At 69.3% G+C, this 25885-nt stretch carries 27 protein-coding genes; 4 read left to right on the top strand and 23 right to left on the bottom strand.

The window, feature by feature from the left end:
* Positions 1–48: 48 nt before the first annotated feature.
* The 16 genes from E5P2_RS04085 to E5P2_RS04010 all read right to left on the bottom strand — a co-directional run bounded on the left by E5P2_RS04085 (position 49) and on the right by E5P2_RS04010 (position 17829).
* The gene (locus E5P2_RS04085; protein WP_162565880.1) at positions 49–921 is read right to left on the bottom strand and encodes an isocitrate lyase/PEP mutase family protein; all 873 of its coding nucleotides are present in this window, start codon (positions 919–921) and stop codon (positions 49–51) included.
* A complete protein-coding gene (locus E5P2_RS04080) occupies positions 911–2344 on the bottom strand; it encodes an FAD-dependent oxidoreductase (protein ID WP_232080572.1) in 1434 nt (477 codons plus the stop codon). The genes E5P2_RS04085 and E5P2_RS04080 overlap by 11 nt, the downstream gene beginning before the upstream one ends.
* Entirely contained in the window at positions 2341–2955 is a 615-nt protein-coding gene (locus E5P2_RS04075; protein ID WP_162565879.1) for a cysteine hydrolase family protein, read from the bottom strand. The genes E5P2_RS04080 and E5P2_RS04075 overlap by 4 nt, the downstream gene beginning before the upstream one ends.
* Positions 2952–5021, bottom strand: a complete 2070-nt coding sequence (locus E5P2_RS04070; RefSeq protein WP_162565878.1) for a hydantoinase/oxoprolinase family protein — start codon at positions 5019–5021, stop codon at positions 2952–2954. Before E5P2_RS04070 ends, E5P2_RS04075 begins: the two co-directional genes overlap by 4 nt.
* Positions 5018–6706, bottom strand: coding sequence for a hydantoinase B/oxoprolinase family protein (locus tag E5P2_RS04065; RefSeq protein WP_162565877.1), 1689 nt, complete (start codon positions 6704–6706; stop codon positions 5018–5020). The genes E5P2_RS04070 and E5P2_RS04065 overlap by 4 nt, the downstream gene beginning before the upstream one ends.
* Positions 6707–7331: 625 nt before the next feature.
* Entirely contained in the window at positions 7332–8300 is a 969-nt protein-coding gene (locus E5P2_RS04060; protein WP_162570332.1) for a tripartite tricarboxylate transporter substrate binding protein, read from the bottom strand.
* Between the two features lie 2 nt (positions 8301–8302).
* Complete coding sequence (locus E5P2_RS04055) at positions 8303–9700, bottom strand: MmgE/PrpD family protein (protein WP_162565876.1); 1398 nt, start codon at positions 9698–9700, stop codon at positions 8303–8305.
* Entirely contained in the window at positions 9690–10190 is a 501-nt protein-coding gene (locus tag E5P2_RS04050; protein ID WP_162565875.1) for a LeuD/DmdB family oxidoreductase small subunit, read from the bottom strand. The genes E5P2_RS04055 and E5P2_RS04050 overlap by 11 nt, the downstream gene beginning before the upstream one ends.
* Positions 10187–11473: a 3-isopropylmalate dehydratase large subunit gene (locus E5P2_RS04045; protein WP_162565874.1), complete on the bottom strand. Its 1287-nt coding sequence runs from the start codon at positions 11471–11473 to the stop codon at positions 10187–10189. The genes E5P2_RS04050 and E5P2_RS04045 overlap by 4 nt, the downstream gene beginning before the upstream one ends.
* Entirely contained in the window at positions 11470–12423 is a 954-nt protein-coding gene (locus E5P2_RS04040) for a tripartite tricarboxylate transporter substrate binding protein (RefSeq protein WP_162565873.1), read from the bottom strand. Before E5P2_RS04040 ends, E5P2_RS04045 begins: the two co-directional genes overlap by 4 nt.
* A gap of 21 nt (positions 12424–12444) precedes the next feature.
* On the bottom strand, positions 12445–13155 hold the full coding sequence (locus E5P2_RS04035) for an ABC transporter ATP-binding protein (protein WP_162565872.1): 711 nt from the start codon (positions 13153–13155) through the stop codon (positions 12445–12447).
* Positions 13152–13913 carry an ABC transporter ATP-binding protein gene (locus E5P2_RS04030; protein ID WP_162565871.1) on the bottom strand — a complete coding sequence of 254 codons (762 nt, stop codon included), beginning with the start codon at positions 13911–13913 and terminating at the stop codon, positions 13152–13154. Before E5P2_RS04030 ends, E5P2_RS04035 begins: the two co-directional genes overlap by 4 nt.
* The gene (locus tag E5P2_RS04025; protein ID WP_162565870.1) at positions 13906–14904 is read right to left on the bottom strand and encodes a branched-chain amino acid ABC transporter permease; all 999 of its coding nucleotides are present in this window, start codon (positions 14902–14904) and stop codon (positions 13906–13908) included. Before E5P2_RS04025 ends, E5P2_RS04030 begins: the two co-directional genes overlap by 8 nt.
* Positions 14901–15773 (bottom strand): branched-chain amino acid ABC transporter permease, encoded by an 873-nt coding sequence (locus tag E5P2_RS04020; RefSeq protein ID WP_162565869.1) that lies wholly within the window; start codon positions 15771–15773, stop codon positions 14901–14903. The genes E5P2_RS04025 and E5P2_RS04020 overlap by 4 nt, the downstream gene beginning before the upstream one ends.
* A gap of 45 nt (positions 15774–15818) precedes the next feature.
* Positions 15819–17021 carry an ABC transporter substrate-binding protein gene (locus tag E5P2_RS04015; protein WP_162565868.1) on the bottom strand — a complete coding sequence of 401 codons (1203 nt, stop codon included), beginning with the start codon at positions 17019–17021 and terminating at the stop codon, positions 15819–15821.
* 16 nt (positions 17022–17037) lie between these two features.
* Positions 17038–17829 (bottom strand): GntR family transcriptional regulator, encoded by a 792-nt coding sequence (locus E5P2_RS04010; RefSeq protein ID WP_443083501.1) that lies wholly within the window; start codon positions 17827–17829, stop codon positions 17038–17040.
* Between the two features lie 165 nt (positions 17830–17994).
* Between E5P2_RS04010 and E5P2_RS04005 the strand changes: the two genes are divergently transcribed.
* The 3 genes from E5P2_RS04005 (at position 17995) to E5P2_RS03995 (ending at position 19126) form a co-directional block, all read left to right on the top strand.
* On the top strand, positions 17995–18192 hold the full coding sequence (locus E5P2_RS04005) for a hypothetical protein (protein ID WP_162565867.1): 198 nt from the start codon (positions 17995–17997) through the stop codon (positions 18190–18192).
* A 374-nt stretch (positions 18193–18566) separates the two neighbouring features.
* Positions 18567–18881 (top strand): hypothetical protein, encoded by a 315-nt coding sequence (locus E5P2_RS04000; RefSeq protein WP_162565866.1) that lies wholly within the window; start codon positions 18567–18569, stop codon positions 18879–18881.
* Positions 18878–19126 (top strand): hypothetical protein, encoded by a 249-nt coding sequence (locus tag E5P2_RS03995; protein ID WP_162565865.1) that lies wholly within the window; start codon positions 18878–18880, stop codon positions 19124–19126. The genes E5P2_RS04000 and E5P2_RS03995 overlap by 4 nt, the downstream gene beginning before the upstream one ends.
* 39 nt (positions 19127–19165) lie before the next feature.
* On the opposite strand, the gene E5P2_RS03990 is transcribed toward E5P2_RS03995, so the two are convergent.
* The 7 genes from E5P2_RS03990 to E5P2_RS03960 all read right to left on the bottom strand — a co-directional run bounded on the left by E5P2_RS03990 (position 19166) and on the right by E5P2_RS03960 (position 25051).
* On the bottom strand, positions 19166–20272 hold the full coding sequence (locus E5P2_RS03990; protein ID WP_162565864.1) for a mandelate racemase/muconate lactonizing enzyme family protein: 1107 nt from the start codon (positions 20270–20272) through the stop codon (positions 19166–19168).
* Positions 20273–20285: 13 nt separating this feature from the next.
* Positions 20286–21104, bottom strand: a complete 819-nt coding sequence (locus tag E5P2_RS03985) for a transporter substrate-binding domain-containing protein (protein ID WP_162565863.1) — start codon at positions 21102–21104, stop codon at positions 20286–20288.
* Between the two features lie 45 nt (positions 21105–21149).
* A complete protein-coding gene (locus tag E5P2_RS03980; RefSeq protein WP_162565862.1) occupies positions 21150–21878 on the bottom strand; it encodes an amino acid ABC transporter ATP-binding protein in 729 nt (242 codons plus the stop codon).
* Positions 21862–22509 carry an amino acid ABC transporter permease gene (locus E5P2_RS03975; protein WP_162565861.1) on the bottom strand — a complete coding sequence of 216 codons (648 nt, stop codon included), beginning with the start codon at positions 22507–22509 and terminating at the stop codon, positions 21862–21864. Before E5P2_RS03975 ends, E5P2_RS03980 begins: the two co-directional genes overlap by 17 nt.
* Before the next feature lie 13 nt (positions 22510–22522).
* A complete protein-coding gene (locus E5P2_RS03970) occupies positions 22523–23206 on the bottom strand; it encodes an amino acid ABC transporter permease (RefSeq protein WP_162565860.1) in 684 nt (227 codons plus the stop codon).
* Positions 23207–23337: 131 nt separating this feature from the next.
* Entirely contained in the window at positions 23338–24186 is an 849-nt protein-coding gene (locus E5P2_RS03965) for a fumarylacetoacetate hydrolase family protein (protein WP_162565859.1), read from the bottom strand.
* A 130-nt stretch (positions 24187–24316) separates the two neighbouring features.
* Positions 24317–25051: an SDR family oxidoreductase gene (locus tag E5P2_RS03960; protein WP_162565858.1), complete on the bottom strand. Its 735-nt coding sequence runs from the start codon at positions 25049–25051 to the stop codon at positions 24317–24319.
* A gap of 114 nt (positions 25052–25165) precedes the next feature.
* On the opposite strand from E5P2_RS03960, the gene E5P2_RS03955 reads away from it, so the two are divergent.
* Positions 25166–25873 carry a FadR/GntR family transcriptional regulator gene (locus tag E5P2_RS03955; protein ID WP_162565857.1) on the top strand — a complete coding sequence of 236 codons (708 nt, stop codon included), beginning with the start codon at positions 25166–25168 and terminating at the stop codon, positions 25871–25873.
* Positions 25874–25885 lie beyond the last annotated feature (12 nt).

The raw sequence follows: 25885 nt of genomic DNA, 5'->3' as shown, positions 1-25885 counted from the left end.
CGTCCTGCCGACGGCGAGGTTGCGCGTGAGCTTGCGTTGCCGCTCGCCCTATTCGTAGCGCTGCCCGAGCGCCATCAGCGCCGGCGTCCCGATCACGTCGTTGAGCCCGTCGAAGTCGAGCATGCGATCGCGCCACGGCTGCGTGGTGCGCTGCGCATGCAGGCTTGCGTAGTAGCCCTGCAGCGTGTGGGCCACGGCGCGCGCGGTGCCGCCCGGGAAGATGGCGATGCGAAAGCCGTGCGCCTGCAGCGCATCGGCATCCCGGATCGGCGTCTTGCCGCCTTCGACCATGTTGACCAGGAGCGGCACGCGCTGCCCGAAGCGCCGGCAGGCCGCATCCATCTGCTCGGGCGAGCGCAGGGCCTCGATGAAGAGCGCATCGACACCGGCCGCGAGGTACGCCTCGGCGCGATCGAGCGCGGCCTCCAGGCCTTCGACCGCGACCGCATCGGTGCGCGCCAGGATCAGCGTCTCGGCCGAGCTGCGCGCGTCCAGCGCGGCCTTGAGCTTGCCGACCATCTCGCGCGCCGGCACCAGCGTCTTGCCGTCGAGGTGGCCGCAGCGCTTGGGAAAGCCCTGGTCCTCGATCTGGATCATCGCCGCGCCGGCGCGCTCGAAGCCGCGCACCGTGCGCTGCGTGTTGAGCGCATTGCCGAAACCGGTGTCGGCATCGACGATCACCGGCACGGTGACGCGCTCGGTGATGCGCGCCAGCGTGTCGGCAACTTCGCTGAAGGTGGTGAGTCCGACATCGGAGCGCCCGAGCCGCGTGTACGCGATCGAGGCGCCCGAGAGGTACAGCGCCTCGAAGCCGGCCTGCTCGGCGATCAGCGCGCTCAGCGCGTCGTAGATGCCGGGCGCGAGCACGATGTCGGCGCGCGCCAGCCGGGCCTTGAGCGTGGTGTTCGATTCATTCGTCATGGGAGTCCTTGTTGGCATGGATCCGTGCGGCCGCGGTGCGCGCCGCGATGGCGCCGCCGGCGATCGCGCTCAGGAGGCCGTTGCCCGAGAGATAGCCCCAGACCGCATCGCCCGACACGCCACCGGCCGCGCCGCCCGCGGCCAGCAGGTTGGGCAGTGGCGAGCCGTCCTGCCGCAGCACGCGCGTGTCGGCATCGATGTCGAGCCCGCCCTGGGTGTGGAACAGCGCGCCGGTGACCTTGACCGCGAAGTAAGGGGCTGCTAGTCCGCGCGTGAAGACGCGGCCGTCGGGTTGCGCCGAGCGGCTGTGGAGCGTAGCGAGCGTGGCCTGCAGCGCGGCCGCGTCGCAACCGATGCAGGCCGCGAGCTGCGCGACCGAATCGCAGCGGCGCAGCGCGCCCGCCGCCTCGGCCTCGCAGAAATCCGGAAAGCCCCGCGCCAGCGCGAGCAGCGGTGCATCGAACACGTTCCATGCGATGCCGCCCGGCTGCGCGAGCACATGCACGGCGGCTTCGGAATAGCCCTGTGTCTCGTCGTGGAAGCGCCGCCCTTCACGGTTGATCTGCATGCCGCCTTCCATCATCACGGCCCACGACATCAGCGCGCCCTGCGGCGTGATCCACGAGCCATGGCCCTGGTAGCCGCCGAGGTCGCGCAGCCGCGCGCCGAGCGCTTCGCCCCAGAGGATCGCGCTGCCGTCGTTGCCGGCATGGCCGCCGAAGGTGGCCTCGGCCATCTCGGGCAAGAGCGTGCGCACCATCGCCGCATTGCCGCCGAAGCCGTTGCAGGCCAGCAGCAACGCGTCACAGGCGAGCTGCTCCTCGCGACCGTCCGGGCGCCGATAGCCGATGCCGAGCACGCGGTCCGCATCGTCGAGCCACAGCGTGTCGACCAGCGCCTGCGTCAGCACCGGAATGCCGGCCGCCTCCGCCGCGGCCTGCAGGCTCGCCATCAGCGCGGCGCCGGTCTTCTGCGGCAGCGCGTGCATGCGGTGGCGGCTGTGGCCCGGATAGAGAAAGTTGTCGAGCACGATCCAGTCGAGGCCATGGCGTTCCTGCAAGGCATCGATGGCCGGGCCGATCGCCTCGGCATAGGCCTGCACCAGGGCCGGCGCCGCGCGGCCGTGGGCCTTGGCCTGGATGTCGGCGGCAAAGCGCGCCGGGCTGTCGTCGACCATGCCCTGTGCGCGCTGCGCGCGCGTCGCGGGCGCGGGCACGAAGCCCGAGGACAGCGCGGTCGATCCGCTGGGCACCGCATCGCGTTCGAGCAGCACGCAGTCGATGCCCGCGTCATGCAGCATCAGCGCAGCCACCAGCCCGCAAGCGCCGGCGCCGACGATCGCCACCTGCGTTCGGGCCTCGGCATCGAGGTGCGGCGCGCGGCGGATGCGGTGCACGAGCCCATCGACCAGGCCCATCGTCATGCCAGCGACCGGATGAAGGCCGCGCAGTCCGTCACCTCGGCCACATTGCGCATGTCGGCCAGCGAGGTCTGGTGGCGCTCTTCGCCGAAGGCCGCGCAGCCGTCGCCGAGCACCAGCGTGCGGTAGTCGCGCATGTGCGCATCGCGCACCGTGCTGGCGACGCCGCCGTTGGTGACGATGCCGCACACCGCGACGGTGTCGATGCCGGCGCGGCGCAGCACCCAATCGAGCTGGGTGTTGAAGAAGGCCGAGTAGGCGACCTTGCTGACCGTCGCGTCGATCAGGCCGGCCAGTGCATCGACGTTCGCCTGCCCCCAGCTGCCGGGCGCGAAGTCGCCCTTCTTCAGATAGGGCCGCAGCGCCAGCAGGTGCGGCGACACCATCGGCTCGCCCGCCGCATCGGGCCACAGCGTGAACTGGCTCGCGAGCACCATGCCGCCCGCGGCCTTGAGCGCGCGCGCCACACCGGCGACACGTTCGGGCAACAGCATCGCGGGTGGATTGGTGTCGCCGCCGCGCGCATAGGCGCCCTTCGGATCGAGGAAGTCGTTCTGCAGGTCGATGACCACGAGCGCGGTCTTCGGCCCGTCGATGCGTGTGCCTTCGTTCATGACAACCTCACGAGAAGATTGCCGTGCGCATCGACCTCGGCATGGAAGCCCGGTTCGAGCCACACGGTGGTGTCGGCCTGCTCCAGGATCGCGGGCCCATCGACGCGCGCACCGACCGGCAGGTCGAGCCGCGCATAGCGCGTGGCCTCGCGCCATTGCCCGGCGTGGAACACGCGCTGCATGCCGAGCGGCGCAGTGCGGCCCTCGCCTTCCGGCGCCAGCACCGCGAGGTCGAACTTGGGCCGCACGCCGACGCGCGCATAGCGCAGATTCATCACGCGGATGCCGATGCCGGCGAGCACGCGGCCGAAGGCGGCGCCGTAGCTGGCCTCGAAGGCCTGGCGGATCGATTCGCGCGTGAGCGTGCTGCCGCTGCCCGCGGGCAGCAGCACCGGCAGCGTGTGCGTCTGGCCCGCGTAGAGCATGTCGAGCGCGACGATCTCGCGCACCTCCTCGAAGCGCACGCCCGAGGTATCGAGCCGCTGCTGGCAGGCCGCCGCGAGCGCCGCGATGCGCGCGCGCAGGTCCGCGACGTCGAGTTCGTCGAGCGGCCGGTTGAGCGTCTGCACCGCGTCGTGCCGCATGTCGGCGATCACGCAGCCGAGCGCCGAGGTCACGCCCGGGTAGCGCGGCACGATGCCGGTGGCGACGCCGACCTCGCGCATCATCGCGCACACGTGCAGCGCGCCGCCGCCGCCGAAGGGCATGTAGGCGAAGCGGCGCGGATCGTGCCCGCGCTCGATCGACACGAGACGGATCGCGCCGGCCATGCGCGCATTGGCCACCGTGAGGATCGCCTCGGCGGCGGTGTGCACGTCGAGCCCGAGCGGCTTGGCCACGTGTTCGTCGATGGCCTGGTGCGCCTTGTCGATGTCGAGCGCGGCCAGCAGGCCGCCGCCCAGCGGCCGGTCGGCGGCGATGCGGCCGAGCAGCACGTTGGCATCCGTCACCGTCGGCCGCATGTTGCCGCGGCCGTAGCAGGCCGGGCCGGGCACGCTGCCGGCCGACTCGGGGCCGACCTGCAGCATGCCGCTCGCATCGACCGAAGCGATCGAGCCGCCGCCGGCGCCGATGGTCTCGATCTGGATCATCGGCGAGCGGATCACCATGCCGAACTCGATCGCGGTCTGCGCGGCCAGCGCGGCTTCGCCGTTGGCGACCAGCGAGACGTCGAAGGAGGTGCCGCCCATGTCGCCGGTGATCGCGTTCGGAAAGCCCGCCGCGCGCGCGATCGCTGCGCACGCAATCACGCCAGCGGCCGGGCCCGAGAGCGCGGTGCGCACCGGCAGTTCGCTCGCGGTCTGGCGCGACATCACGCCGCCGTTGCTCTGTACCACCAGCAGCTCGCCGTCGAAGCCGTGCGCGCGCAGGTCGGACTCCAGTCGCGCGAGGTAGCTGCCGACCACCGGCTGCAGCGCGGCATTGAGGGTGGCGGTGGAGCAGCGCTCGAACTCGCGGATCTCGGGCAGCACCTCGCAGGCCGAAGTCACGTGCGCGTTGGGCCAGAGCGCGCGCACCGCGGCGACGGCCAGCCGCTCGTTCGCGGGATTGGCATAGGTGTTGATGAAGAACACGCACACCGCCTCGCAGCCCGCGGCCAGCAGCGCGCGCGCCTCGGCGCGCACCTGGTCGAGATCGACCGGCGTGTGCAGCGTGCCGTCGGCCAGCACGCGCTCGTCGACCTCGCGCCGCAGGTCGCGCGGCACCACCGGCACGAAGCTGCCGCGCAGCCCCCAGGTCACGGGCCGGTCGCGGCGGCGCATCTCCAGCACGTCGCGAAAGCCGCGCGTGGTGATGATGCCGGTGCGCGCGACCTTGCGTTCGAGCAGCGCGTTGGTGCCGACGGTGGTGCCGTGCACGATGGTGGCGATGGCCGCGGCCGAATCGGCCACGCGCGCGACACCGTTCATGAAGCCACGCGCCTCTTCGCCGCGCGTGGACGGCACCTTGACGATGCGTGCGGTGCCCTCGGCCTCGTCGAGCACGAAGAGGTCGGTGAAGGTGCCGCCGACATCGACGCCGACGACCAGGCGTGCGGGTTGGGCGGAAGATTCTGCTGCTGTCATTCGGATGCTTTCTTCTGCGCCGAGGCCGTGCCCACGTAACCCATCGCGCGGTCCTGTTCGCGCTGCGCTGCGGGCCGTTCGGCGGCCGCGCCCCAGCCGCCGCCGCCCGGCGTTTCGAGCCGCACGCGCTCGCCGCGCGCGAGCTTGACGCCATGGATCTTGGACAGCATCGGCGGCGTGTGCCATTGGCCATCGTTCTCGTAGCGAAAGACATTGACCGCGCCCGGCCCGCCGCCCGCGATGCCCTTGGGCGGCGAGCTGCCGCGCTCGCCGAACAGGAAGACCTCGGCGTTCTGTTCGAGCAGTTCGATCTCGTAGACCGCGCCGAGGCCACCGCGATGCCGGCCGTCGCCGCCCGAGTCGGCACGCAGCGACCATTCGGTGAAGCGCACCGGGTACGCGGCTTCGAGGATCTCGAGCGGCGGAATGGTCGCGGTCGAGATCGGCGCATTGCCGTGCGAGAGCCCATCGCCGCCCGAATGCCCGCCATGGCCGCCGCCGAAGAAGCTGAACATCACCCAGCGCTGGCCCTTGCGGGCGGCATCGCTGCGATGGCCGGCGATCGACAGCGCGTTGATGGTGCCGTAGGCCTGCGCCACCGCGCGCGTCGGATCGGCCTTGGCGGTGGCGCTGAAGATCACGTCGATCATGCGCAGGATGGTCTCGGTGTAGCCGCCGACCGGGCGCGGGCGCTCGCAGCTGATCACCAGCTTGTCGGGGATCACGAAGTCCACCGCATCGAGCACGCCGGCATTGGCCGGCACGTCGGGGAACAGGTGCTTGAGCGCGACGTAGCAGGCCGCGATCGAGGTCGCGCGCGAGATGTTGACCGGCCCCGCGCACTGCGGCGAGCTGCGCGAGAAATCGAGCGTGAGCCGGTCGCCGGCCACCGTCATGTCGAGCGCGATGGCCAGCGGCTGGTCGGTGATGCCGTCGTTGTCGAGCACGTCGTCGAAGCTGTAGCGGCCGTCGGGCAGCGAGGCGATGTGCGAGCGCATCAGCCTGAGCGCGCGGCTGCGCAGTTCGCCCAGCGCCTGCAGCACCAGCGCGTCGCCGTATTCGTCGAGCAGGCCGTGCAGCCGCCTGGCGCCGAGCTCGAGCGCGGCCAGCTGGCCGTTGAGATCGCCCCACAGGCTTTCGGGCAGGCGCGTGTTGGCGCGCAGGATGGCGAGCACGTCCTGGTCGAGCTCGCCTTCGCGCACGATGCGCACCGGCGGGATCTGCACCGCCTCCTGCCAGCATTCGGTGGCGGACGGGTTGTAGTTGCCGGGCACCGCGCCGCCGACGTCGTGCCAGTGCGCGGCCGAGGCCATGTAGCAGTAGAGCTTGCCGTTGCGGAAGAAGGGCCGCACCAGCTTGAAGTCGTTGGCGTGCGTGCCGCCGTCGTAGGGATCGTTGCTGATCCAGATGTCGCCGTCGATCATGCCCCAGCGCGACTCGGCCACCGCCGCGGTGGCGCGCACCGCGAAGGCCATCGCGCCGACGAACACCGGCAGGCCCGACTTGCCCTGCACCAGCGTGTCGCCGGTGTCGGCATCGTAGAGTCCGTGGCAGGCATCGTGCGCCTCGGCGATGATGGGATTGAAGGCACTGCGGTAGAGCGTGGCGTCCATCTCGTCGGCCACCTGCTCGAGGCGGCCGCGCAGGACGGCCAGCGTGACGGGATCGATGATGGTGTCATTCATTTCGGATGTTCCCTTGGCCCAAGACGGCGCGTTGATTCGCTGCCGTCGACGATGCGAAGTCCGCCCGGTCTGCAATGCGGGCCGATCGACCCCACTGCGCCGGCCCTTCGGGCTTCCCTGCAGTGCTCGCCTTTCGCGGGGTCTCGCAGAACTCGCTTCGCTCAGACAGCTGCGAGCCCTTATCCGCGAAAGGCTGCGCGCTTCGGCGGCGCAGAGGGGATCGCTCAGCCCGCATTGCAGACCGGGCTTCGTCGTGGCGCAAGCGCTGGGCGGCCTCCAACGTCGAGATCCGTTGCGCCCAGTCAGCCGCTTGCAGTGGAGTGATCAACCCCAACGTGTCCACGGCGGCGGGTGGTGTGCCCTGGGCCGGCCGTTGAGGCACCGCCGAGCAGCGCAGCGGTACGCGGATCAGGGCTCGCGACTGTTTGAGCCGAAGGCGAGTTTGAGCGAGACCCCGCGTACCGCGAGCAGCGCAGGGAAGCCCCGAAGGGGCCGGTGACGTCGGCCGGCACAGGGCACACCGCCCGCCGACGCACCCCCGCGCGCCCGACAGGCTCGAACCACACTCCTCCATATTCCTCGACGTATTCATCTTTCGCATTTCCGCGTGTCGCGTGCGCACGGCTCAATCCACCTTGGCGCCACTGCTCTTGACGACCTTGGCCCATTTCGCGATCTCACGTTGCACGTGTGCCTCGAACTCGGCGGGCGTCGACCCCACAGGCTCGGCACCGAGCGCCGCGAGCTTCTGGCGCACGTCGGGCAGACGCAGGATCCGCTGCACCTCGGTCGAAATCTTGTCGACGATCGGCTTGGGCGTGCCCTTGGGCGCGAACAGGCCGGACCATGCATCGGCATAGAAGCCCGGGTACGTTTCCGCGATGGTCGGCAGGTCAGGCAGCGAGGGCGAACGGTGCAGGCTGGTGAGCGCGATCGCGCGCAGCTGGCCGGCCTTCACGTGCGGCAGCGACGAGGGCAGGCCGTCGACCATCATCTGCACCTGGCCGGCGATCAGGTCGGACACCGCGGGCGCACTGCCCTTGTAGGGCACGTGCGTCACGTCGATGCCGGCCGCGGTCTTGAGCATCTCCATGCCGAGGTGCGCGGCCGTGCCGTTGCCGAGCGATGCGTAGTTGAGCTTGCCGGGCTCGGTCTTGGCCAGCGCCACCAGTTCGGCCAGGTTCTTCGCCGGCACCGAGGGATGCACCACCAGCACATTGGGCACCACCGCCACCTGGCTGATGGCGACGAAATCCTTCACCGGGTCGTAGGGCATCTTGCTGTAGAGCGAGATGTTGATGGCATGCGAGCCGGTCACGCCCATCACCAGCGTGTAGCCGTCGGGCGCCGACTTGGCGACGATGTCGGAGCCGACGTTGCCGCCCGCGCCCGGTCGGTTGTCGACCACCACCGGCTGGCCCCAGTGCGCGCCCATCTGGGTGGCGATCAGGCGCGCGGCCTCGTCGGTGGCGCCGCCCGGCGGGAACGGCACCACGATGCGGATCGGCTTGCTCGGAAAGTCGGCCGCCTGGGCAAGAGCGAACAGCGGCAGCGCCGCCAGCAGAGCGGTCGCGAGATGGCGCAGGAGTTTCATGGTCATGGCGAGGTGGTGTGGGAAGGAATGGCGAGCGGCGCCGGCGCGAGCTGTTGCCAGAGCAGGCGCAGGTCGGTGCCGGCGTTGTCGAGGACGGTGTCGCAGAAGGATGCGGCGCGATCGGCCGCGACGCTGCGCGCGGCATAGTGCGTGAACTTGGCGACCAGCGCGGCGCGGTCGAGCGGATGGCCGGCATCGCCGGCGATCGTGTGGACGGTTTCGCCGAGGTGCCCGCCGTCGAGCGTCAACGCAAGCGTCGCACCGCGCTCGCCGCGCGCCGTGAGCGTGGGATCGATGCGCAGCACGACCAGGGCTTCGAGCCGCCGCAGCTCGGCGTCGCCGAAGCGTTCCGGCGTGTAGACCGAGGGATCGAGCACGCCGAAGCGCAGCATCGCCGCGAGGCCGAAGGACAGGCTGAACTGCGCCTGGATCGGCGTGCGCGGCGCGCGGTTGCCGCAGTAGACGGTGGCTTCCTCGTAGATCGTCAGCTCGATCGCGCGAATGACCGACGTGTCGGCATGCAGGCGCTCGCGCAGGCGCTGGGCCGCGACCGCGCCGTAGTGCACATGGCGCACCGCCGCGAAGGGCTTGAGGTAGGCATCGAGCAGCAGCGTCGCCTCGGGACCGGGCAAGGGCTGCGCCGATGCAGCCGCATGCGCGCTCGCATAGTGCGCGAGCGCATCGGCCGGCGCATCGATGCCGGCCGCGCTCGCAAAGGCGGCCTGCAGCCCGAGCAGCGCGCTGTGCGCGAGGTAGGTGTTGCGCGCCGTGCGGCCCGAGGCCACCGGCAGGTAGAGGCTGGTCGCGAGCTGGCAGGCCGCGATGTCGATCGCCTGCACGATGCCGGCCGCGTCGAGGCCGAGCAGCCGCGCCACGCCGGCCGCAACGCCGAGCGCCGGCCAGTTGGCATCGACGTGCATGCCGGGCCGGATGCGCAGCCAGGCACCGGCGCGCGCGCCGACCTCGTAGCCGAGCACGAAGGCATCGACGAACTGCGCCAGCGTCGCGGCGCGCTGCAGGGCCAGCGGCCACAGCGCTGCGATCAGCGGCACGCCGGGCCGGCCGTGCGCGAGCGCATGGCCTTCGCAGGCCTCGTCCCAGGTGGCGGCCATCGCGATCAGCTGCGCGGCGCCGAGCACGCCCATCGCCGGCCCATCGGGAAAGCGAAAGGCGCCGCTGGGTTCGAGTGCGGCCATTGCCGCTTCGAAGCGCCGCACTTCGGCGGCGTGGCGGCCCGCGATCGCGCAGCCCAGTGTATCGATCAGCCAGCGGCGCGCCTGCTGCGCCGCGGCGGGCTCGGCCGCGCGGCCCGCGTGCAGTGCGACCGTGGCATGCAGCGTTGCCAGATGCGCATCCCAGCGGCGCGCATCGGCGAGGGGCGCGTCGGCTTCAGCGCGCATCGCGGTCCTTGTTCGCGAAGCGCTGCTGCAGCTGCTTCATCAGGCCGCCCGCGCGCACCATCTCCATCAGGAAATCGGGCACGCGTTCGCAAGCCAGCTCGCGGCCGTCGCCGGTGCGCACCGCGGGCCGCGCGACATCGAGCGACACCGTATCGCCGTCCTGCAGCGACTCGGCCTCGGCGCAGGTCAGCAGCAGCAGGCCGAGGTTGAAGGCGTTGCGGAAATAGAGGCCGCCGTACGAGGGCGCGATCACCGCCGCCACGCCCAGGTGCACCAGCACGGCCGCGGCCTGCTCGCGCGAGGAGCCGATGCCGAAGTTGGGCCCGGCCACGATCACGTCGCCCGGCTGCACCGTGCGAGCGAACTCGGGCCGCATGGCTTCGAGGGAATGCTTGGCGATGATGTCGATGCCGTGCTTCATCGCATGGCCCGGCGCCAGTGCGTCGGTGTCGACATCGGCGCCGAGGCGCCAGACGCGGTGGGCCGTCATGCGAGCACCTCGCGCGGATCGGTCACACAGCCGCGCAGCGCGGACGCCGCCACCGTGTACGGCGAGCCGAGATACACCAGCGCGCTCGGCGAGCCCATGCGGCCCTTGAAGTTGCGCGCGGTGGTGGAGATCACGGTCACGTCGTCCAGCGGATCGCCATAGCCCGAGCAGGCGCCGCACGCAGTCGGATAGAGCTCGGCGCCGGCGTCGAGCAGCACCTGCAGCACGCCCTCCTCGCGCGCCTGGTCCTGGTCGCGCAGGCTGGCCGGCGCGACGATCAGCCGCACGCCGGCCGCGACCTTGTGGCCGCGCAGCACCTCGGCCGCGGCGCGCAGGTCGTCGAGCTTGGCGCCGGTGCAGGCGCCGATGTAGGCGACATCGATGCGCGTGCCGGCATGCCGGCTCACGCCGTGCGCATTGGCCGGGCTGTGCGGCGCGGCGACATACGGTTCCAGCGCCGATGCGTCGAAGCGATGCTGCGTGAACGCGGCCCCGTCGTCGGTGAACCACGGCGCCATGTCGACCGGCGGCGCGCCGGCCGTGGCAAGGTAGGCCGCGGTGGTCGCGTCGGGTGCGATCAGCCCGGCCTGCGCGCCGAGCTCGGCGCTCATGTTGGACAGCGTCATGCGTTCCTGCATCGACAGCGCCGCGACGGCCGGGCCGCAGAACTCGACCGCCTGGTAGCGGCCGCCGTTCATGCCGAAGCGGCCGATCATGTGCAGCATCATGTCCTTGGCGGTGACGCCGGCGGGCAGCGCGCCGTCCCACCACATGCGGATGGTTTCAGGCACGCGCAGCCAGATGCTGCCGGTGACGACCACGCCCAGCATCTCGGTGCTGCCGATGCCGAACATGTAGGCGCCGAAGGCGCCGCCGGTGGGCGAATGCGAATCGCCGCCCACGCACAGCATGCCGGGCCGGATGTGGCCGTGCTGCGGCACCACCACGTGGCAGATGCCCTGGCTGTCGTAGACGTGCGGCAGCTGCTGGTCGCGCGCCCAGTCGCGCGCGATGCGCACGATGCGGCGCGAATCGTCGTCGCGCTCGGGCACGTAGTGGTCCATCACCAGCACGATGCGCGAGCGGTCCCAGATCTGCGCGCCGAGTTCCTCGAGCATCGGCTGCAGGCGGCGCGGGCCGGAGGAGTCGTGGAACATCGCGAGGTCGACCGCGCAGGTCACGATCTCGCCCACCGCGACGCCGTCGCGGCCGCAGGCGCGGGCGATGAGCTTCTGCGCCAGCGTCTGCGGCGGCGCGTGCGCGGAGGCAGTGCGTGCGTTCATTCGGGTTTGGCTCCGGAATACTTCACCACCTTGCCCCAGCGCGTGATCTCGCTCTGCACGAAGGCGGAGAACTGTTCGGGCGTGTTGCCGACCGGGATCGCGCCTTCATTGTCGAGGCGCTTGCGCATCTCGGGCTGGGCGATGGCCTGGCGTGCGGCGTCGGCGATGCGGCGTGTCAGGTCCGCACTCATGTGCGCCGGCCCGAACAAACCGAACCACGCGCTCGACTCGTAGCCGGGCAGCACCTCGGCGATGGTCGGGACGTTCGGGAACTCGGGCAACCGCTTGGCCGAAGTGACGCCGAGCGCCTTCAGCTTGCCGGCCTTGATGTGGGCCTGCACGTTGCCGACCGCGGCGAACATCAGCTGCACCTGGCCCGCGAGCACGTCCTGCACCGCGGGCGAAGTGCCGCGGTAGGGAATGTTCACGATGTAGGTGCCCGACTGCATCTTGAAGGCCTCGCCGGCCATGTGCAGCGAGGAGCCGATGCCGCCGATGGCGAAGTTGTACTGGCCCGGCCGGCTCTTGACCAGTGCGATGAGCTCGCGCACGTCGTTGGCGGGCACCGAGGGGTTGGCGACCAGGATCGAGGGCGAGGTCGCGACGCAGGTGAGCGCGGTGAAGTCCTTCACCGGATCGAAAGGCAGCGTCGGGTAGAGCGTGGCGTTGATCGCATGGCTGGTGTAGCTCATCAGCAGCGTGTTGCCATCGGGCGCGGCCTTGGCCACCGCATCGGCGGCGATGTTGCCGCCGGCGCCGGGGCGGTTCTCGACGATCACCGTGCGGCCGAGCAGCGGCCCCATGCTGGCGGCCAGCGTGCGGGCGATGGTGTCGGTGGAGCCGCCGGCCGTCGCGCCGACCAGGATGCGCACGGGCGCGTTGTTCTGCGCGCGGGCGCCGGTGGCGAGCGCGGCGGCCACGGACGAGATCAGGATGTCACGGCGTTTCACGAAATATCTCCTTCAGTGGATTCAAAGACCGAGGTAGGCGCGGCGCAGTTCGTCGCTGCCCAGCAGGTCCTGCGGCAGGCCCGAGAAGCGCACGCTGCCGTTCTCCAGCACATAGGCGCGGTCGGCGATCTCGAGCGACTGGCCGACGTTCTGCTCGACCAGCAGCACCGCGAGCCCACCGTCGCGCAGTTCGCGGATCAGCGAGAACATCTCTTCCACCAGCAGCGGCGACAGGCCCAGCGAGGGTTCGTCGAGGATCAGCAGCACCGGCTCGGCCATCAGGCCGCGGCCGATGGCGAGCATCTGCTGCTCGCCGCCGCTGAGCGTGCCGGCGTTCTGGCGCATGCGCTCGCGCAGGCGCGGGAAGATGCCGAACACCTTCTCGAGGTTGGCGGCGCGGCGCTCGCGGGCGCGCGTGAAGGAGCCGAGCTCGAGGTTCTCGCGCACGCTCAGGTTGGGGAACACCTTGCGGCCTTCGGGCACCTGGATCAGGCCGGCCTTCACCACCTCGCGGTAGTGCGCGCCGCTCAGGTCGCGGCCGTCGAAGCCGACCGTGCCGCTCCATGCGGGGCAGAGGCCGCAGACCATCTTGTTGAGCGTCGATTTGCCGGCGCCGTTGCTGCCCAGCAGCGCGACCATCTCGCCGGCATGGACCTGCAGGTCGACGCCGCGCAGCACCTCGACGCGGCCATAGCCGCCGCGCAGATCACGGATGTCGAGCAGCACCGTCATGCGCCGGCTCCCGCCGCCGCCTTGCGCAGCCGCGCCGCGGTGCCGTGGCCCAGGTAGGCCTCGACCACCTTGTCGTCGGAGGTGACCTGGGCCGGATTGCCCTCGGCGATCAGCTGGCCCTGCGCCAGCACCCAGACGTGCTCTGCGAGATGCATCACGGCCTGCATCACGTGCTCGATCATCAGCACCGTGACGCCGCTGTCGGCGATGCCGCGCACCACCGGCATCATCTCGGCGATCTCCTGCGGATTGAGGCCGGCGAGCACCTCGTCGAGCAAGAGCAGGCGCGGCTCGGCCGCGAGCGCGCGCGCGAGTTCGAGGCGCTTGCGGCCGGCCACGGTGAGGTCCGAGGCCGCCTTGTCGAGCTGCGGCGCGAGGCCCACGCGCTCGGCCACTTCCTCCGCCCGCGACAGCGCCGCGCCGCGGCTGCGCACGCGCAGGTGCGCGCCGACCGCGATGTTCTCGCGCACGGTCTGGGCCGCGAAGGGCCTGACGATCTGGAAGGTGCGCGTCATGCCGAGCATGGCGTTGCGGTGCGGCTCATGGCCGGTGATGTCGCGGCCCGCGAAGCGCACGCTGCCGCTGTCGGGTTTGAGGAAGCCCGACATCAGCGCGAACAGCGTGGTCTTGCCCGCGCCGTTGGGGCCGATCAGCGCCGACAGGCTGCCTTCGGCCACCGCGAGGCTCACGTTCTGCACCGCCTTCAGGCCACCGAAGGCGCGCGAGATGCCGTCGAGCACCAAGAGCGATTCAGCCACGTCGGCCTCCCTTCGCCGAAACCCACAGCTGCCGCGCCGACAGACCCACGCCCGCGATGCCGCGCGGCAGGAAGATCACGATCAGCACCAGCACCGTGCCGTAGACGACCATGTTGATGCCGGGCAGTTCGCCGAACAGGTTGCGCGTGAAGTCCGCCAGCGCATGCAGCACCACGGCGCCCAGCACCGGCCCCCACAGCGTGCCCATGCCGCCGACGATGGCGGCCACCAGTGCCTCGATCGAGATCGTCGCGCCGTAGGCGATACCGGCGTCGATGTACTGGAACATCTGCACGTAGAAGGCACCCGCCGCGCCCATGAAGGCGCCGGAGATGCCGATCGCGCCGAGCTTGATGCGAAACGGGTTCACGCCCACGGCGCGCGCCGCGTCCTCGTTGTCGCGCACCGCCTGCAGGTAGGCGCCGAAGCGGCCGTTGCGCAGCCACCAGGACACGAGCAATGCGGCGATGACGAAGCCCAGCACCAGCCACAGGTAGCCGGCGCGCGACGCGAACTGCAGGTTGGCCGCCGACTCGCGCAGCGGCACCATCAGGCCGACGCCGCCGCCGGTGAACGGCACCGAGGTCGCGACGATGCGGAACACCTCGGCAAAGGCCAGCGTGACCAGCGCGAAGTAGGAGCCCTTGAGGCCGTAGCGGAAGGTCAGCGCGCCGATCACGAGGCCCACGACCGCGGCGCCGATCACCGCCAGCGCCAGCGCGACCCAGGCATTGAGGCCGCCCTGCAGTTGCGCGATGGCCTGGATGTAGGCGCCGGTGCCGAAGAACAGCGCATGGCCGAACGAGAACTGGCCGCCGAAGCCGCCGAGGATGTTCCAGGCCTGCGCGATCAGCGCCGCATAGAGCGCCATCGTGACGAAGTTGAGCGCGACGCCCGACGAGGTCGCGAGCGGCACGCAGGCCACCAGCACGGCGAACAGGGCGATGCCGGCAAGGTCGCGGCCACCGCTACGTTGCGTCACGCTGCTCATGCCTTGGCTCCGAACAGCCCTTCGGGCCGGAACAGCACGACGCCGATGAAGATCGCGAAGATGCCGATCTGCCCCAGCGATTCGCCGAGGTAGAGGCCGCCCAGCGATTCCACCACGCCGACCAGGAAGCCGCCGACGAGCGCGCCGACGAAGCTGCCCATGCCGCCGAGCACGACGATGGTGAAGGCGACCAGCACGAAGCCGCTGCCGACCTGCGGGTTGACGTAGTAGGCCGGCAGCAGGAAGCAGGCGGCGGCGCCGAGGCAGGCCAGGCCGATGCCGAAGCTCATCGCATAGACGTGCTCGACGTCGATGCCCATCAGCTTGGCGCCTTCGCGCTCCTTGGCGACGGCGCGGATGGCGCGGCCGAGGTCGGTCGCGCCCATGATCCAGAACAGCAGTGCCGACACCACCAGCGCCCCTGCGAAGGCGACCAGCTTGGGCACCGCGATCATCGCCGGGCCGATGGCGACGGTGCTGAGCGCGTAGGCGGTGTCGATGCTGCGCGTGTCGGACTTGAAGAAGATCAGCGCCAGGTTCTCCATCACGATCGCGATGCCGAGCGTGGCCAGCAGGATGTTCTCGTCCTTGCCGTGGCCGGCGCGGTTGATGACGATGCGCTGCAGCCCGTAGCCGAGCGCGAACATGCCGGGGATCACGATCGGCAGCGCGAGGTAGGGGTCGATGCCCCAGCGCTCCTTGAGGAAGTACACCGCATACAGCGCCAGCATCAGGCAGGCGCCGTGCGCGAAGTTGATGATGTGCAGCACGCCGTAGATCAGCGTGAGGCCGAGCGCGATCAGCGCATAGACCGCGCCGGTGGTCAGGCCGTTGAGGACCGACGGGAAGAGGATATTGAAGTCGAACATCCTGCGCGTGTCAGTTCTGGATCCATCGCACGGCCATGGCCACCCTCACGCCTTCAGCGGAAACACCGGCTCCACCTCGCGGTAGTCGCGCGGAATGATCACCTTGATGTCGTTCTTGAACACCTGCGTCATCAGCGGCTGCGCGCCCTGGTTCTGGCCGTTGACGAACTTCGTCGGGCCGTACGGCATGATGTGGTTCGAGAAGCTGCTCTTCTCCAGTGCATCGATGATCGCGGCGCGGTCGGTCGACTTCGCGCGCTCGATCGCATCGGCCAGAAGGCCCATCGCGGTGTAGGTCATGAAGACCTCGTAGCTGAAGAACAGGCCCTTGGCCTCGACCCGCTTGCGCAGTTCGGCCGAGCGCTTGTCCTTCGGGTTGAACCAGTGGTTGCAATCGATGATGCCGTTGGCGGCTTCGGGGTATTCCTTCACGAACTTGTAGCTCGACGCCGCGCCGCCCAGCACCGAGAAGATCGCCTTGGGCGACACCTTCTGCTGCTGCATCGTGCGCACCAGCAGCGCGTATTCGTTGTAGTAGTTGGCCGGGATCACGATGTCGGGGTTGATCGACTTCATGCGCAGCACGATGTTGTTGAAGTCGCGCGTCGGGTTGGCGTGCTTCACCACCTCCTTGACCTCGAAGCCGTAGCCCGGCAGCTCGCGCGACAGCAGCTGCGCCGTGCCGGTGCCGAACAGCGAGTCCTCGTGGATGATCATCACCGTCTTGGCGGGATTGCCCGCGGCCTTGTTGAGCACCAGCAGGTTGGCCATCGCCACTTCGGTCGACTTGTTGTAGCCGGGGCCGAAGCGGAAGGTGTTCTTCAGTCCGCGCTCGACGATCTGGTCGGCCACGCCGACATCGACCACGTGCGGCAGGTTGTACTTGGCCGCCGCCTGCGTGGTGGCCAGACAGATGGCCGAGGCGAAGGCGCCGACGATCGCGGAGACGCCGGCCTCGTTCATCTTCTCGACCTCGGCGGTGCCGGCCTGCGGGGTGGACTGCGCATCGCCCAGCAGCGCCTCGATCTGCGCGCCGCCGAGCGAGTGGATGCCGCCGGCCTTGTTGATGTCCTCGATCGCCATCTGCGCACCGAGCCGGCACTGCTGGCCCGAGTAGGCGAGTGCGCCTGTGACCGGATGCAACACGCCGACCTTGACGGTCTTCGGCTGCGCACCGGCCACCAGCGGGAACGCGATGGCGGAGGCCACGGCAGCGGATTGCGACATGAAGCGGCGACGATTGGACATGGGCTTTCCTTTTTCTTCAGTTGAATGGAGCGGGAACATCCTGGTTGATCCAGACCTTGGCGTCGATGCTGCCGACGCGGGAGAGCTGCATCTCGTAGGTGTAGCGGTCGGGCCGATAGAAGCCATGCAGCCACTGCACCGGCTTGTCGGCATCGTCGTAGACCAGCCGCCGCACGGCGAGCAGGGCCGAGCCGACGGCGACGTCGAGGTGCCCGGCCAGCACGTTGTCGGCGAGCCGCGCGGAGATGGTCTGGTGGGCACGCCCGACCTTGACGCCGGACTCCTCCAGCAACATCAGGATCGGCTTCCTCGCGAGTTCGCGGCGGCCGAACTGCTGCGCGATCTCCGCGGGCACGTAGGTGGTGATATGCGACAGCGGGCCTGCGCGCATCGAGCGCACGCGCACCGCCTTCTGCACCGGATCGCCGAGCTGCAGCTGCAGCGCCTGCGCCACCGCCGCCGAGGCCGGGATCGTCGCCACGTCGATCACCTTGACCGAGGTGTGCAGCCCCATCGTGACCAGGTTCTCGAGCAGGCCGTGCAAGTGCGCACGTCCCTTGCCGTCGGCGGCGCGGCCTTCGGCAGCGGCCGGCGGGGCGACGGGGCGCGTGCGGCGGCCCGGGTTGCGCGAGATCAGCCCTTCGGCGGACATGCGCTCGAGCGCGCGCCGGACCGTGACCCGTGCCACGCCGAACTGCGCCATCAGCGCCAGTTCGCCGGGCAGGCCGTCGGCAAAGCGCCCCTCTTCCAGCTGCTCGCGCAGCACCAGATAGATCTGGTGGTATTTGGGCAGCGGCATCTGCGACATGGCCGCGATGGTTGGTCACTTCCATTGTTCTGTCAATAGGACATTTTGATGGGACCGGGCAGCGACCGATGCGGGCACGCGTCCCCTCGCACTGCGAGGCCGCGCGGGGCCCCAATCGGCGGGCCCGCGCGCCGGCATGAAATCGCCACCGCGGAGACGCCCGCCATGACCTTCGCCCACGCCAAGATAAGGCCGCCCCGCCTGCGCACCGTATGGACGGCACGTGAAGCACTCGACCGCCACCTCCATGCTGCGCTGCTGGAACGGCGGCTGGTTCTTCTGGTGGCGCCTGCGGGCTACGGCAAGACGGCTGCGCTGTCGCGCCAGTTGCAGTCCTTGCCGCCGGGCTGCATCGCGCTGTGACTGACGGCCGACGAAGAGGACGACCTTCCACGCTTTATCTCCTGCCTGTGCGAGGCGCTGGAACCCCATGACCCGCCGTGGCGCAAGTCGCCCGAGACACTGGCCGAATCGGCCGCGCGCGCAGGCCGGGGGCGTCGCAGTGCTGCGCCATTGGGCCGAGGTCGCGCAACAGCTTCGCGCGACCCGCACACCGTCAAGCGGCACGTGGCGCGGGTCCTCGAAAGGCTGGATGTCTCCTCGCGGGGTGCCGGCGCCGCCTGGTATCGAAGCCATCTCCAGGACACTGGGCCGCCTGAATGGCTTTTTTCACGCAGGTAAGAAGAAAGTAACGAAATGTCTTGTTACGCGTGCTGTAACTAGGCACAATGTATTACATGGAAACACAAACCTCCTCTTCCCAGCTGCGGTGGTCCTCCAAGGGGCTGCTCGACCTCTTGCGCGCCAGTCTCCCGCCTGCCGGGACGGGGCCGGCACCGGTGCGCGAGCCGCGTCCCGCGGTGGAACGTCTCAACAGCAGACAGCTGGCCGAGCTGGCCGACGCGTGGCGCCATCGCACGGCCGAAGGCGACAAGGGCGCCGAATCGGTGGCCCAGGCGCTCGAACTGCTGGCCAGCCGGCGCGCCGGGGAAAGGCGTTCGCGCATCCAGGCGATGGGCCAGCGCATCTCGGACCTGATGCAGCTGTCATGAAAACCCAGGCCGAAGCCGTCCGCGAGGGCTACGACGTCGACCTGTCCGGGCCGGGCCGGCCGATGGGCGCACGCGGCAAGTACCCCCAATACGAGGTGATTCCGCTGATGACCGAGATGGAAGCGGAACTACTCAACACGCTGCGCCTGATCCGCCAGCTGCTCACCGAGGGCACGCCCAGCCGCGACGCCCAGGACGACGTGGTGCTCGCGATCGACAACCTGCTGTCGGTCGCGCATTCCTGAGCGGCCGAAGAACCAGCGCGCGGCCGGCCGTGCGCTGCGTCAGATCACGATCGGCGCGAACTTGCGGCGCGCCTTCAGCTGCGCCGAATCCCACTCGATACCCAACCCGGGCGTCTCGGGCGCCAGCGCATGGCCGGCCTCGATCTTCAGGCGGCTGGTGGTCAGGTTGTCGAGCTGCGGGATGTATTCGACCCAGCGCGCGTTGGGCACCGCCGCGCACAGGCTCACGTGCAGCTCCATCAGGAAGTGCGGGCACATCGCGAGGTTGTGTGCCTCGGCCAGGTGCGCGATCTTGAGCCAGGGCGTGATGCCGCCGACCCGCGCCACGTCGGCCTGGACGATCGAGCACGCACCCTTGCGCACGTACTCGCCGAACTGCGACAAGTGGTACATGGATTCACCGACCGCGATCGGCACGCTGGTGCTGGCCAGCAGCTGCGCATGCGCGGCCACGTGCTCGGCGGGCATCGGCTCCTCGAACCAGGCGAGGTCGAGTTCGGCGTACTGGCGCGCGCGGCGGATCGCTTCGGCCAGCGTGAACGCCTGGTTGGCATCGACCATCAGCTCGAAATCCGCACCGACCGCGCTGCGCACCGCCGACAGGCGCGCCATGTCCTGCGCGACATGCGGCTTGCCGACCTTGATCTTGGCGCCGAGAAAGCCATCCGCCTTGGCGGCCAGCGTCTGCTCGACCAGCTCGTCGGGCTCCAGGTGCAGCCAGCCGCCTTCGGTGGTGTAGACCGGCACGCGCGGCCTGGCACCGCCGGCCATGCGCCACAGCGGCAAACCCGCGGCGCGGCCATTGCGATCCCACAGCGCCGTGTCGATCGCCGCGAGCGCGAGGCTGGTGATGGCGCCGACCGCCGTGGCATGCGTGTGGAAGAACAGGTCGCGCCAGACCGCCTCCACGCATTGCGGATCGCGCCCGATCAGGAGCGGCGCGAGATGGTCGCGCAGGAGCGCCACGATCGACGAGCCGCCGGTGCCGATGGTGTAGGTGTAGCCGGTGCCGTCCGAGCCGTCGTCGCAGCGCAGCGTGACCATCACGGTCTCCTGCGTGACGAAGGACTGGATGGCGTCGGTGCGCCGCACCTTCGGCGCGATGTCGATCTGCGTGATCTCGACCTGGTCGATCCTGGCTGCCATGTCGCAATCCGATTCAGGCGCCGTTCTTCGTCACTTCCTCGGGCAGGTCGGCGCCGTGGAATTTCTTGTAGATCGCATCGAGCTTGCCGTTCTTGAGGTTGGTGCGGATCCAGCCGTCGATCTTTTCCTTGAGCTTGGGCTCGCCCTTGCGGAAGCCGACCGCGAGCATGTTGACCTTCATCGTGAACTTGACCTCCATCTGCTTGGCCGGGTTCTTCTCGTTGATGGCTTTCAGCAGCGGCGGCGCGGTCGCGAAGATGTCGGCCTGGCCGCTGACGATCGCGGTGATCGAGGTCGCGTCGTCGTCGAAGCGGACGATGGTCGCGTCCTTCGGCAGGATCTTGGTCACCTCCTGGTCGTTGGTGGTGCTGCGCGTGGCGATCACCTTCTTGCCCGACAGGTCGGCGGCGCTCTTGATGTTCATGCTCTTGGGCGCACCGACCACGGCCGAGATGCCGGCGTAGGGAATCGAGAAATCGATCACCTTCTCGCGCTCGGGCGTGACCGAGAGGCTGGAGATCACGATGTCGGCCTTGTCGGTCTGCAGGAAGGGAATGCGGTTGGCGCCGGTCGTCGGCACGATCTCGAGTTCGAGGCCCAGGTCCTTGGCCAGCAGTTGCGCGGTCTCGACATCCGAGCCGGTGGAGTTGAGCTTGTCGTCCTTGAAGCCGTAGGGCGGCACGCCGAGGTCGATCGCGACACGGATCTTCTTGGCGGCGGTGATCGTGTCGAGCTGGTCCGCATGGGCGGCGACGCCCAGGCCGAGCGTGGCGCCGGCCAGCAGCAGGCTCGACAGCAACAGGGGAATGCGGCGGCGTTGGAAGTGGTTCATGTCTCGTGATCCTCGTGGTTGGAATGAAATCGGCGGGCGCTCGGCTCAGAGGCCGTTGCCCAGGAACTGCTGCAGCTCGGGCGTCTTCGGATCGGCCAGCATCGAGGCGTCGCCCTCCTCCCAGATCTGGCCCTGGTGCATGAAGATGATCTTGTCGGCGACGCCGCGCGCGAAGGCCATCTCGTGCGTCACCAGCACCATGGTCATGCCTTCGGCCGCCAATGTCTCGATGACGCGAAGCACCTCGCCGGTGAGTTCGGGATCGAGCGCCGAGGTGACTTCGTCGAACAGCATCACCTGCGGCTTCATCGCGAGCGAGCGCGCGATCGCCACGCGCTGCTGCTGCCCGCCCGAGAGCTGCTCGGGATACGCCTCGGCCTTCTCTGCGAGGCCGACATGCGCCAGCACCTCCATCGCGATGGTGCGCGCATCGGCCGCGCTCAGGCGCTTGACCGAGGTCAGCCCGAGCGTGATGTTCTGCAGCGCCGTCAGGTGCGGGAACAGGTTGTAGCTCTGGAACACGATGCCGACGTCGCGGCGCAGCGCGCGCACGTCGAGCGCGGCGTCGTGCACCGCATGGCCGCAGACATGAATGCTGCCGCTGTCGACGGTCTCGAGCCGGTCGATGCAGCGCAGTGCCGTGCTCTTGCCCGAGCCGCTCTTGCCGATGATGGCCACCACCTGGCCGCGGCCGACCGAGAACGAGACGCCGCGCAGCACATGCAGCGCGCCGAACTTCTTGTGGACCTGGTCCAGTTCAACCACGGCTTGCATTGAGTTTCCTTTCCAGCGCGCGGCTCCAGCGCGACAGCGGATAGCACATCGCGAAATACAGCAGCGCCGCGCAGCCGAAATAGATGAAGGGCTGGAAGGTCGAGTTGTTCAGCACCTTGGCGTTGTACGAAAGCTCGGCAAAGCCGATGACCAGCGACGCGATCGAGGTGTTCTTGATGATCTGCACCATGAAGCCGACGGTCGGTGGCGTCGCGATGCGCAGCGCCTGCGGCAGCACCACCTTGACCATGCGCTGCCAGCGCGTGAGGCCGATGCATTCGGCCGCCTCCCACTGGCTCTTGTGCACCGACTGGATGCAGCCGCGCCAGATCTCGCCGAGGAAGGCGCTCGCATAGACCGTCATCGCCAGCGCCGCGGCCACCAGCGCCGGCACCGAGCCGATGCCGAGGATGTTCGGACCGTAGAAGCACAGCCCCATCAGCACCAGCAGCGGCGTGCCCTGGATCACCTGGATCCACGCCGCCGCGGCGACGCGCACGCCGCGCAGCGGCGAGATGCGCGCCAGCGCCATGCCGAGCCCGGCGAGACCCCCGGCGATGAAGGTCAGCACCGACAGCTCCAGCGTGCCGATGGCGCCCAGCAGCAGGTAGGTGGCTTGCTCGTGCGTCATGCCGCGGCCTTTTTCAGAGCGGCGTGCCGAGCTTGCGCCGGCGCGTGAACACGATCTGCCCGAGCAGCCAGAAGCCGAGCCGCATCAGGTACGACAGTGCGAGGTACACCGCCCACAGCACGAGGAAGATCTCGAAGTTGCGGAAGGTGTCGGACTGGATGCGGTTGGCGATGCCGAACAGCTCCTCGGCACCGATCGAGGACATGATGCTCGACGCCAGCATCAGCAGCACGAACTGGCTGGTGAGCGAGGGATAGACCCGCTCCACCGCGGGCCGCAGGATCACGTGCCAGAACACCTGCAGCTTCGACATGCCCAGGCAGTCCGCGGCTTCGAGCTGGCCCTTGTGGATCGACTCGATGCCGGCGCGGATGATCTCGCAGGTGTAGGCGCCGATGTTGATCACCAGCGCCAGCACCGCGCCGACCAGGATCGGCATCGTCACGCCCACGCTCGACAGCCCGAAGATCAGGAAATAGGCCTGGATCAGGAGCGGCGTGTTGCGGATGCCTTCGACATACACACCGACCAGACGCCGCAGCCACGCGTGCCGGCTGCCGCGCCCGACCGCGCACAGCGCGCCGAGCACGAAGCCGATCACCGTCGCCAGGAAGGACAGCTGCACCGTGACCCATGCGCCTTCGAGCAGCAGCGGCCACTGCGCCAGCACGGCGGCAAAGTCAAACTGATACGTCACCGCAGACCGACCGGCGAAACCAGGCCCGTTCGTGAAACACCGCGGAACCGGCTTCGCCGGGCCGCTGGTGTTGCCCCCTGGAAGGGGGTGCAGAGCCACACGAAGTGGGCGAGGCTGGGGGAGAGCTCATCTCAGAGCTTGAACGCGACGACGTTCTGCCGCTGCTCGCCGAGCCCGTCGATGCCCAGCGTCATCACGTCGCCCTTCTTGAGGTAGAGCGGCGGCTTCATGCCGAGGCCGACGCCGGGCGGCGTGCCGGTGGTGATCACGTCGCCCGGATTCAGCGTCATGAACTGGCTCACGTAACTCACCAGCTTGGCGACGCCGAAGATCATGGTCCTGGTGCTGCCGGTCTGCATGCGCTTGCCGTTGAGATCGAGCCACATGCCGAGCTTCTGCGGATGGGGCACTTCGTCGCGCGTGACCAGCCACGGGCCGATCGGGCCGAAGGTGTCGCAGCCCTTGCCCTTGTCCCAGGTGCCGCCGCGCTCGGTCTGGAACTCGCGTTCGCTCACGTCGTTGATGGTGCAGTAGCCGGCCACGAAGTCGAGCGCACTTTTCTGCGAGACATAGCGTGCACGCGTGCCGATGACCACGCCGAGCTCGACTTCCCAGTCGCTCTTGACCGAGTTCTTGGGCAGCATCACCGGATCGTTCGGACCCTGGATACAGGAGATCGCCTTGGTGAAGACGATCGGCTCCTTCGGAATCTCGGCGCCGGTCTCGGCCGCGTGGTCGGAGTAGTTCAGGCCGATGGCGATGAACTTGCCGATGCCGCCGACCGGGCAGCCGATGCGCGGCGAGCCGCGGACGATCGGCAGCTTGTCGACCTTCTGCTTGCGCAGCCTGGCCAGCGCGGCATCGCCGAGCTGATCGGGGCCGATGTCCTTGACCATGGCGCTGAGGTCGCGCAGCCGTCCGTCGGCATCGATGAGGCCGGGCTTTTCCCTGCCGGGGTTGCCGAAGCGTACGAGTTTCATGAGAGAAGACCTTTCAAATGGACACGGAAATACCAGGGGGCCGCCGCGCACGGCCGCCCGAAGCGGCCGGCCCGCCCCCGGCAGGGGGAAGGCGAAGCGACACGAAGTGCGCGCAGCCTGGGGGCGAGCGTCATATCGTGATGCCGCCGTCGACCGAGTAGGCCTGTCCGGTGACGAATTGCGATTCGTCGCTGGCAAGGAACAGTACCAGGGGCGCGATCTCTTCTGCCTGCGCAAGCCGGCCCATCGGCTGGCGCGCGATGAAGGCTTTGCGCGCAGCGACCGGATCGGCGTTGGCGTTGATGCGATCGCCGAGCGACGGCGTATCGACCGTGCCCGGGCACACCGCATTGCAGCGGATCCCCTGCCCCACGAAATCGGCCGCCACGCTCTTGGTGAGGCCGAGCACCGCCGCCTTGGTGGTGCCGTAGACGAAGCGGCTGGGCAGGCCCTTGATGCTGGAGCACACGCTGGCCATGTTGATGATGCTGCCGCGCCCGGCCGCGATCATGCCGGGCAGCGCGGCCTGGATGGTCCACATCTGCGCGCGCACGTTGAGGCGGAACGCGAAGTCCAGATCGTCGTCGCTGGCCTGCAGCGCCGTGCCGTTGTGCACCACGCCCGCGCAGTTGAAGAGCACATCGAGCGCCGGCACGCCGGCGAAGAAGGCATCGATGGCGGCCTTGTCGAGCACGTCGAGTTTCGCAGTGCGGATGTTGGCGATGCCGGCAAAGCCTTCGAGCAGCTTCTCGTTGACGTCGGTGGCCCAGACCTGCGCACCTTCGGCCGCGAGCAACCGCGCGCTGGCATGGCCGATGCCCTGGCCGGCGGCAGTGACGAGCGCCGTCTTGCCTTGGAGTCTCATGCGGAATTTCCTTGTCGAGGGTTTCGCCCGATGGTTGCGGGCCGGTGCGGATCGTATTCTGAATTGGCCTGACCACTTGTCCAATTAAGGACAACCCTTAAACTCCGCGCTACCGTGCCGCTGCAGACCGTCGAACCGCAACGCCTCTACCGCCAGATCGCCGATCAGCTGCGCACGCTGATCGCGAAGGGCGAGTTCGCCATCGGCGCGCGCCTGCCGGCCGAGCGCGACCTGGCCAAGCAGTTCGGCGTCAGCCGGCCCTCGGTGCGCGAGGCGCTGATCGCGCTCGAGGTCGAAGGCCGCGTCGAGGTGCGCACCGGCTCGGGCGTCTACGTGCTCGACCGCTCGAAGCGCAGCGGCACGCCGGTCGAGGCGATGGGCTGGGGTCCGCTCGAACTCATCCGCGCACGCCGCGTGGTCGAGGGCGAGACCGCCGCGCTCGCCGCCACGCTGGCCAAGCGCGCCGACCGCGATGCCATCGCGCGCGCGCTCGACGACATGAAAGAGCTCGCCGCACGCGGCGTGATGCCGCTCGACGCCGACCGCGCCTTTCACCTCGCCATCGTGCGCGCCAGCGGCAATGCCGTGCTGACCGAGACCGTGCAGGGCTTTCTCGATTCGCGCCTCGGCCCGCTGTTCAAGCGGCTGGGCGGCTATTTCGAGACGGGCAAGTCGTGGCAGAGCGCGATCACCGAACACGAAGCCGTGCTGGCCGCCATCGTTGCGCGCGACCCCGATGCGGCACGCATGGCCATGCACGAACACATGGACAAGGCGCACCAGCGTTTCTCCGTGAGCTGGCGCCGCGCCCATGCGCCCTGATGAAAGAACTCC

This window comes from Variovorax sp. SRS16, assembly GCF_901827165.1.
In the GTDB taxonomy this organism is placed as follows: Bacteria; Pseudomonadota; Gammaproteobacteria; order Burkholderiales; family Burkholderiaceae_C; genus Variovorax.
This window is presented reverse-complemented; position numbering and strand designations above follow the sequence as displayed.

What these genes read in the sequence shown, in the direction of transcription:
- E5P2_RS03965 (WP_162565859.1), bottom strand. Translation starts at nt 24,186, where the DNA reads ATGAAACTCGTACGCTTCGGCAACCCCGGCAGGGAAAAGCCCGGCCTC.
- E5P2_RS03975 (WP_162565861.1), bottom strand. Translation starts at nt 22,509, where the DNA reads ATGACGCACGAGCAAGCCACCTACCTGCTGCTGGGCGCCATCGGCACG.
- E5P2_RS04065 (WP_162565877.1), bottom strand. Translation starts at nt 6,706, where the DNA reads ATGAATGACACCATCATCGATCCCGTCACGCTGGCCGTCCTGCGCGGC.
- E5P2_RS04060 (WP_162570332.1), bottom strand. Translation starts at nt 8,300, where the DNA reads ATGAAACTCCTGCGCCATCTCGCGACCGCTCTGCTGGCGGCGCTGCCG.
- E5P2_RS04015 (WP_162565868.1), bottom strand. Translation starts at nt 17,021, where the DNA reads ATGTCCAATCGTCGCCGCTTCATGTCGCAATCCGCTGCCGTGGCCTCC.
- E5P2_RS03990 (WP_162565864.1), bottom strand. Translation starts at nt 20,272, where the DNA reads ATGGCAGCCAGGATCGACCAGGTCGAGATCACGCAGATCGACATCGCG.
- E5P2_RS04035 (WP_162565872.1), bottom strand. Translation starts at nt 13,155, where the DNA reads ATGACGGTGCTGCTCGACATCCGTGATCTGCGCGGCGGCTATGGCCGC.
- E5P2_RS04085 (WP_162565880.1), bottom strand. Translation starts at nt 921, where the DNA reads ATGACGAATGAATCGAACACCACGCTCAAGGCCCGGCTGGCGCGCGCC.
- E5P2_RS04055 (WP_162565876.1), bottom strand. Translation starts at nt 9,700, where the DNA reads ATGCGCGCTGAAGCCGACGCGCCCCTCGCCGATGCGCGCCGCTGGGAT.
- E5P2_RS03995 (WP_162565865.1), top strand. Translation starts at nt 18,878, where the DNA reads ATGAAAACCCAGGCCGAAGCCGTCCGCGAGGGCTACGACGTCGACCTG.
- E5P2_RS04070 (WP_162565878.1), bottom strand. Translation starts at nt 5,021, where the DNA reads ATGACAGCAGCAGAATCTTCCGCCCAACCCGCACGCCTGGTCGTCGGC.
- E5P2_RS03960 (WP_162565858.1), bottom strand. Translation starts at nt 25,051, where the DNA reads ATGAGACTCCAAGGCAAGACGGCGCTCGTCACTGCCGCCGGCCAGGGC.
- E5P2_RS04025 (WP_162565870.1), bottom strand. Translation starts at nt 14,904, where the DNA reads ATGAGCAGCGTGACGCAACGTAGCGGTGGCCGCGACCTTGCCGGCATC.
- E5P2_RS04000 (WP_162565866.1), top strand. Translation starts at nt 18,567, where the DNA reads ATGGAAACACAAACCTCCTCTTCCCAGCTGCGGTGGTCCTCCAAGGGG.
- E5P2_RS04080 (WP_232080572.1), bottom strand. Translation starts at nt 2,344, where the DNA reads ATGACGATGGGCCTGGTCGATGGGCTCGTGCACCGCATCCGCCGCGCG.
- E5P2_RS03980 (WP_162565862.1), bottom strand. Translation starts at nt 21,878, where the DNA reads ATGCAAGCCGTGGTTGAACTGGACCAGGTCCACAAGAAGTTCGGCGCG.
- E5P2_RS04010 (WP_443083501.1), bottom strand. Translation starts at nt 17,829, where the DNA reads ATGTCGCAGATGCCGCTGCCCAAATACCACCAGATCTATCTGGTGCTG.
- E5P2_RS03985 (WP_162565863.1), bottom strand. Translation starts at nt 21,104, where the DNA reads ATGAACCACTTCCAACGCCGCCGCATTCCCCTGTTGCTGTCGAGCCTG.
- E5P2_RS04045 (WP_162565874.1), bottom strand. Translation starts at nt 11,473, where the DNA reads ATGAACGCACGCACTGCCTCCGCGCACGCGCCGCCGCAGACGCTGGCG.
- E5P2_RS04005 (WP_162565867.1), top strand. Translation starts at nt 17,995, where the DNA reads ATGACCTTCGCCCACGCCAAGATAAGGCCGCCCCGCCTGCGCACCGTA.
- E5P2_RS04075 (WP_162565879.1), bottom strand. Translation starts at nt 2,955, where the DNA reads ATGAACGAAGGCACACGCATCGACGGGCCGAAGACCGCGCTCGTGGTC.
- E5P2_RS04050 (WP_162565875.1), bottom strand. Translation starts at nt 10,190, where the DNA reads ATGACGGCCCACCGCGTCTGGCGCCTCGGCGCCGATGTCGACACCGAC.
- E5P2_RS04020 (WP_162565869.1), bottom strand. Translation starts at nt 15,773, where the DNA reads ATGTTCGACTTCAATATCCTCTTCCCGTCGGTCCTCAACGGCCTGACC.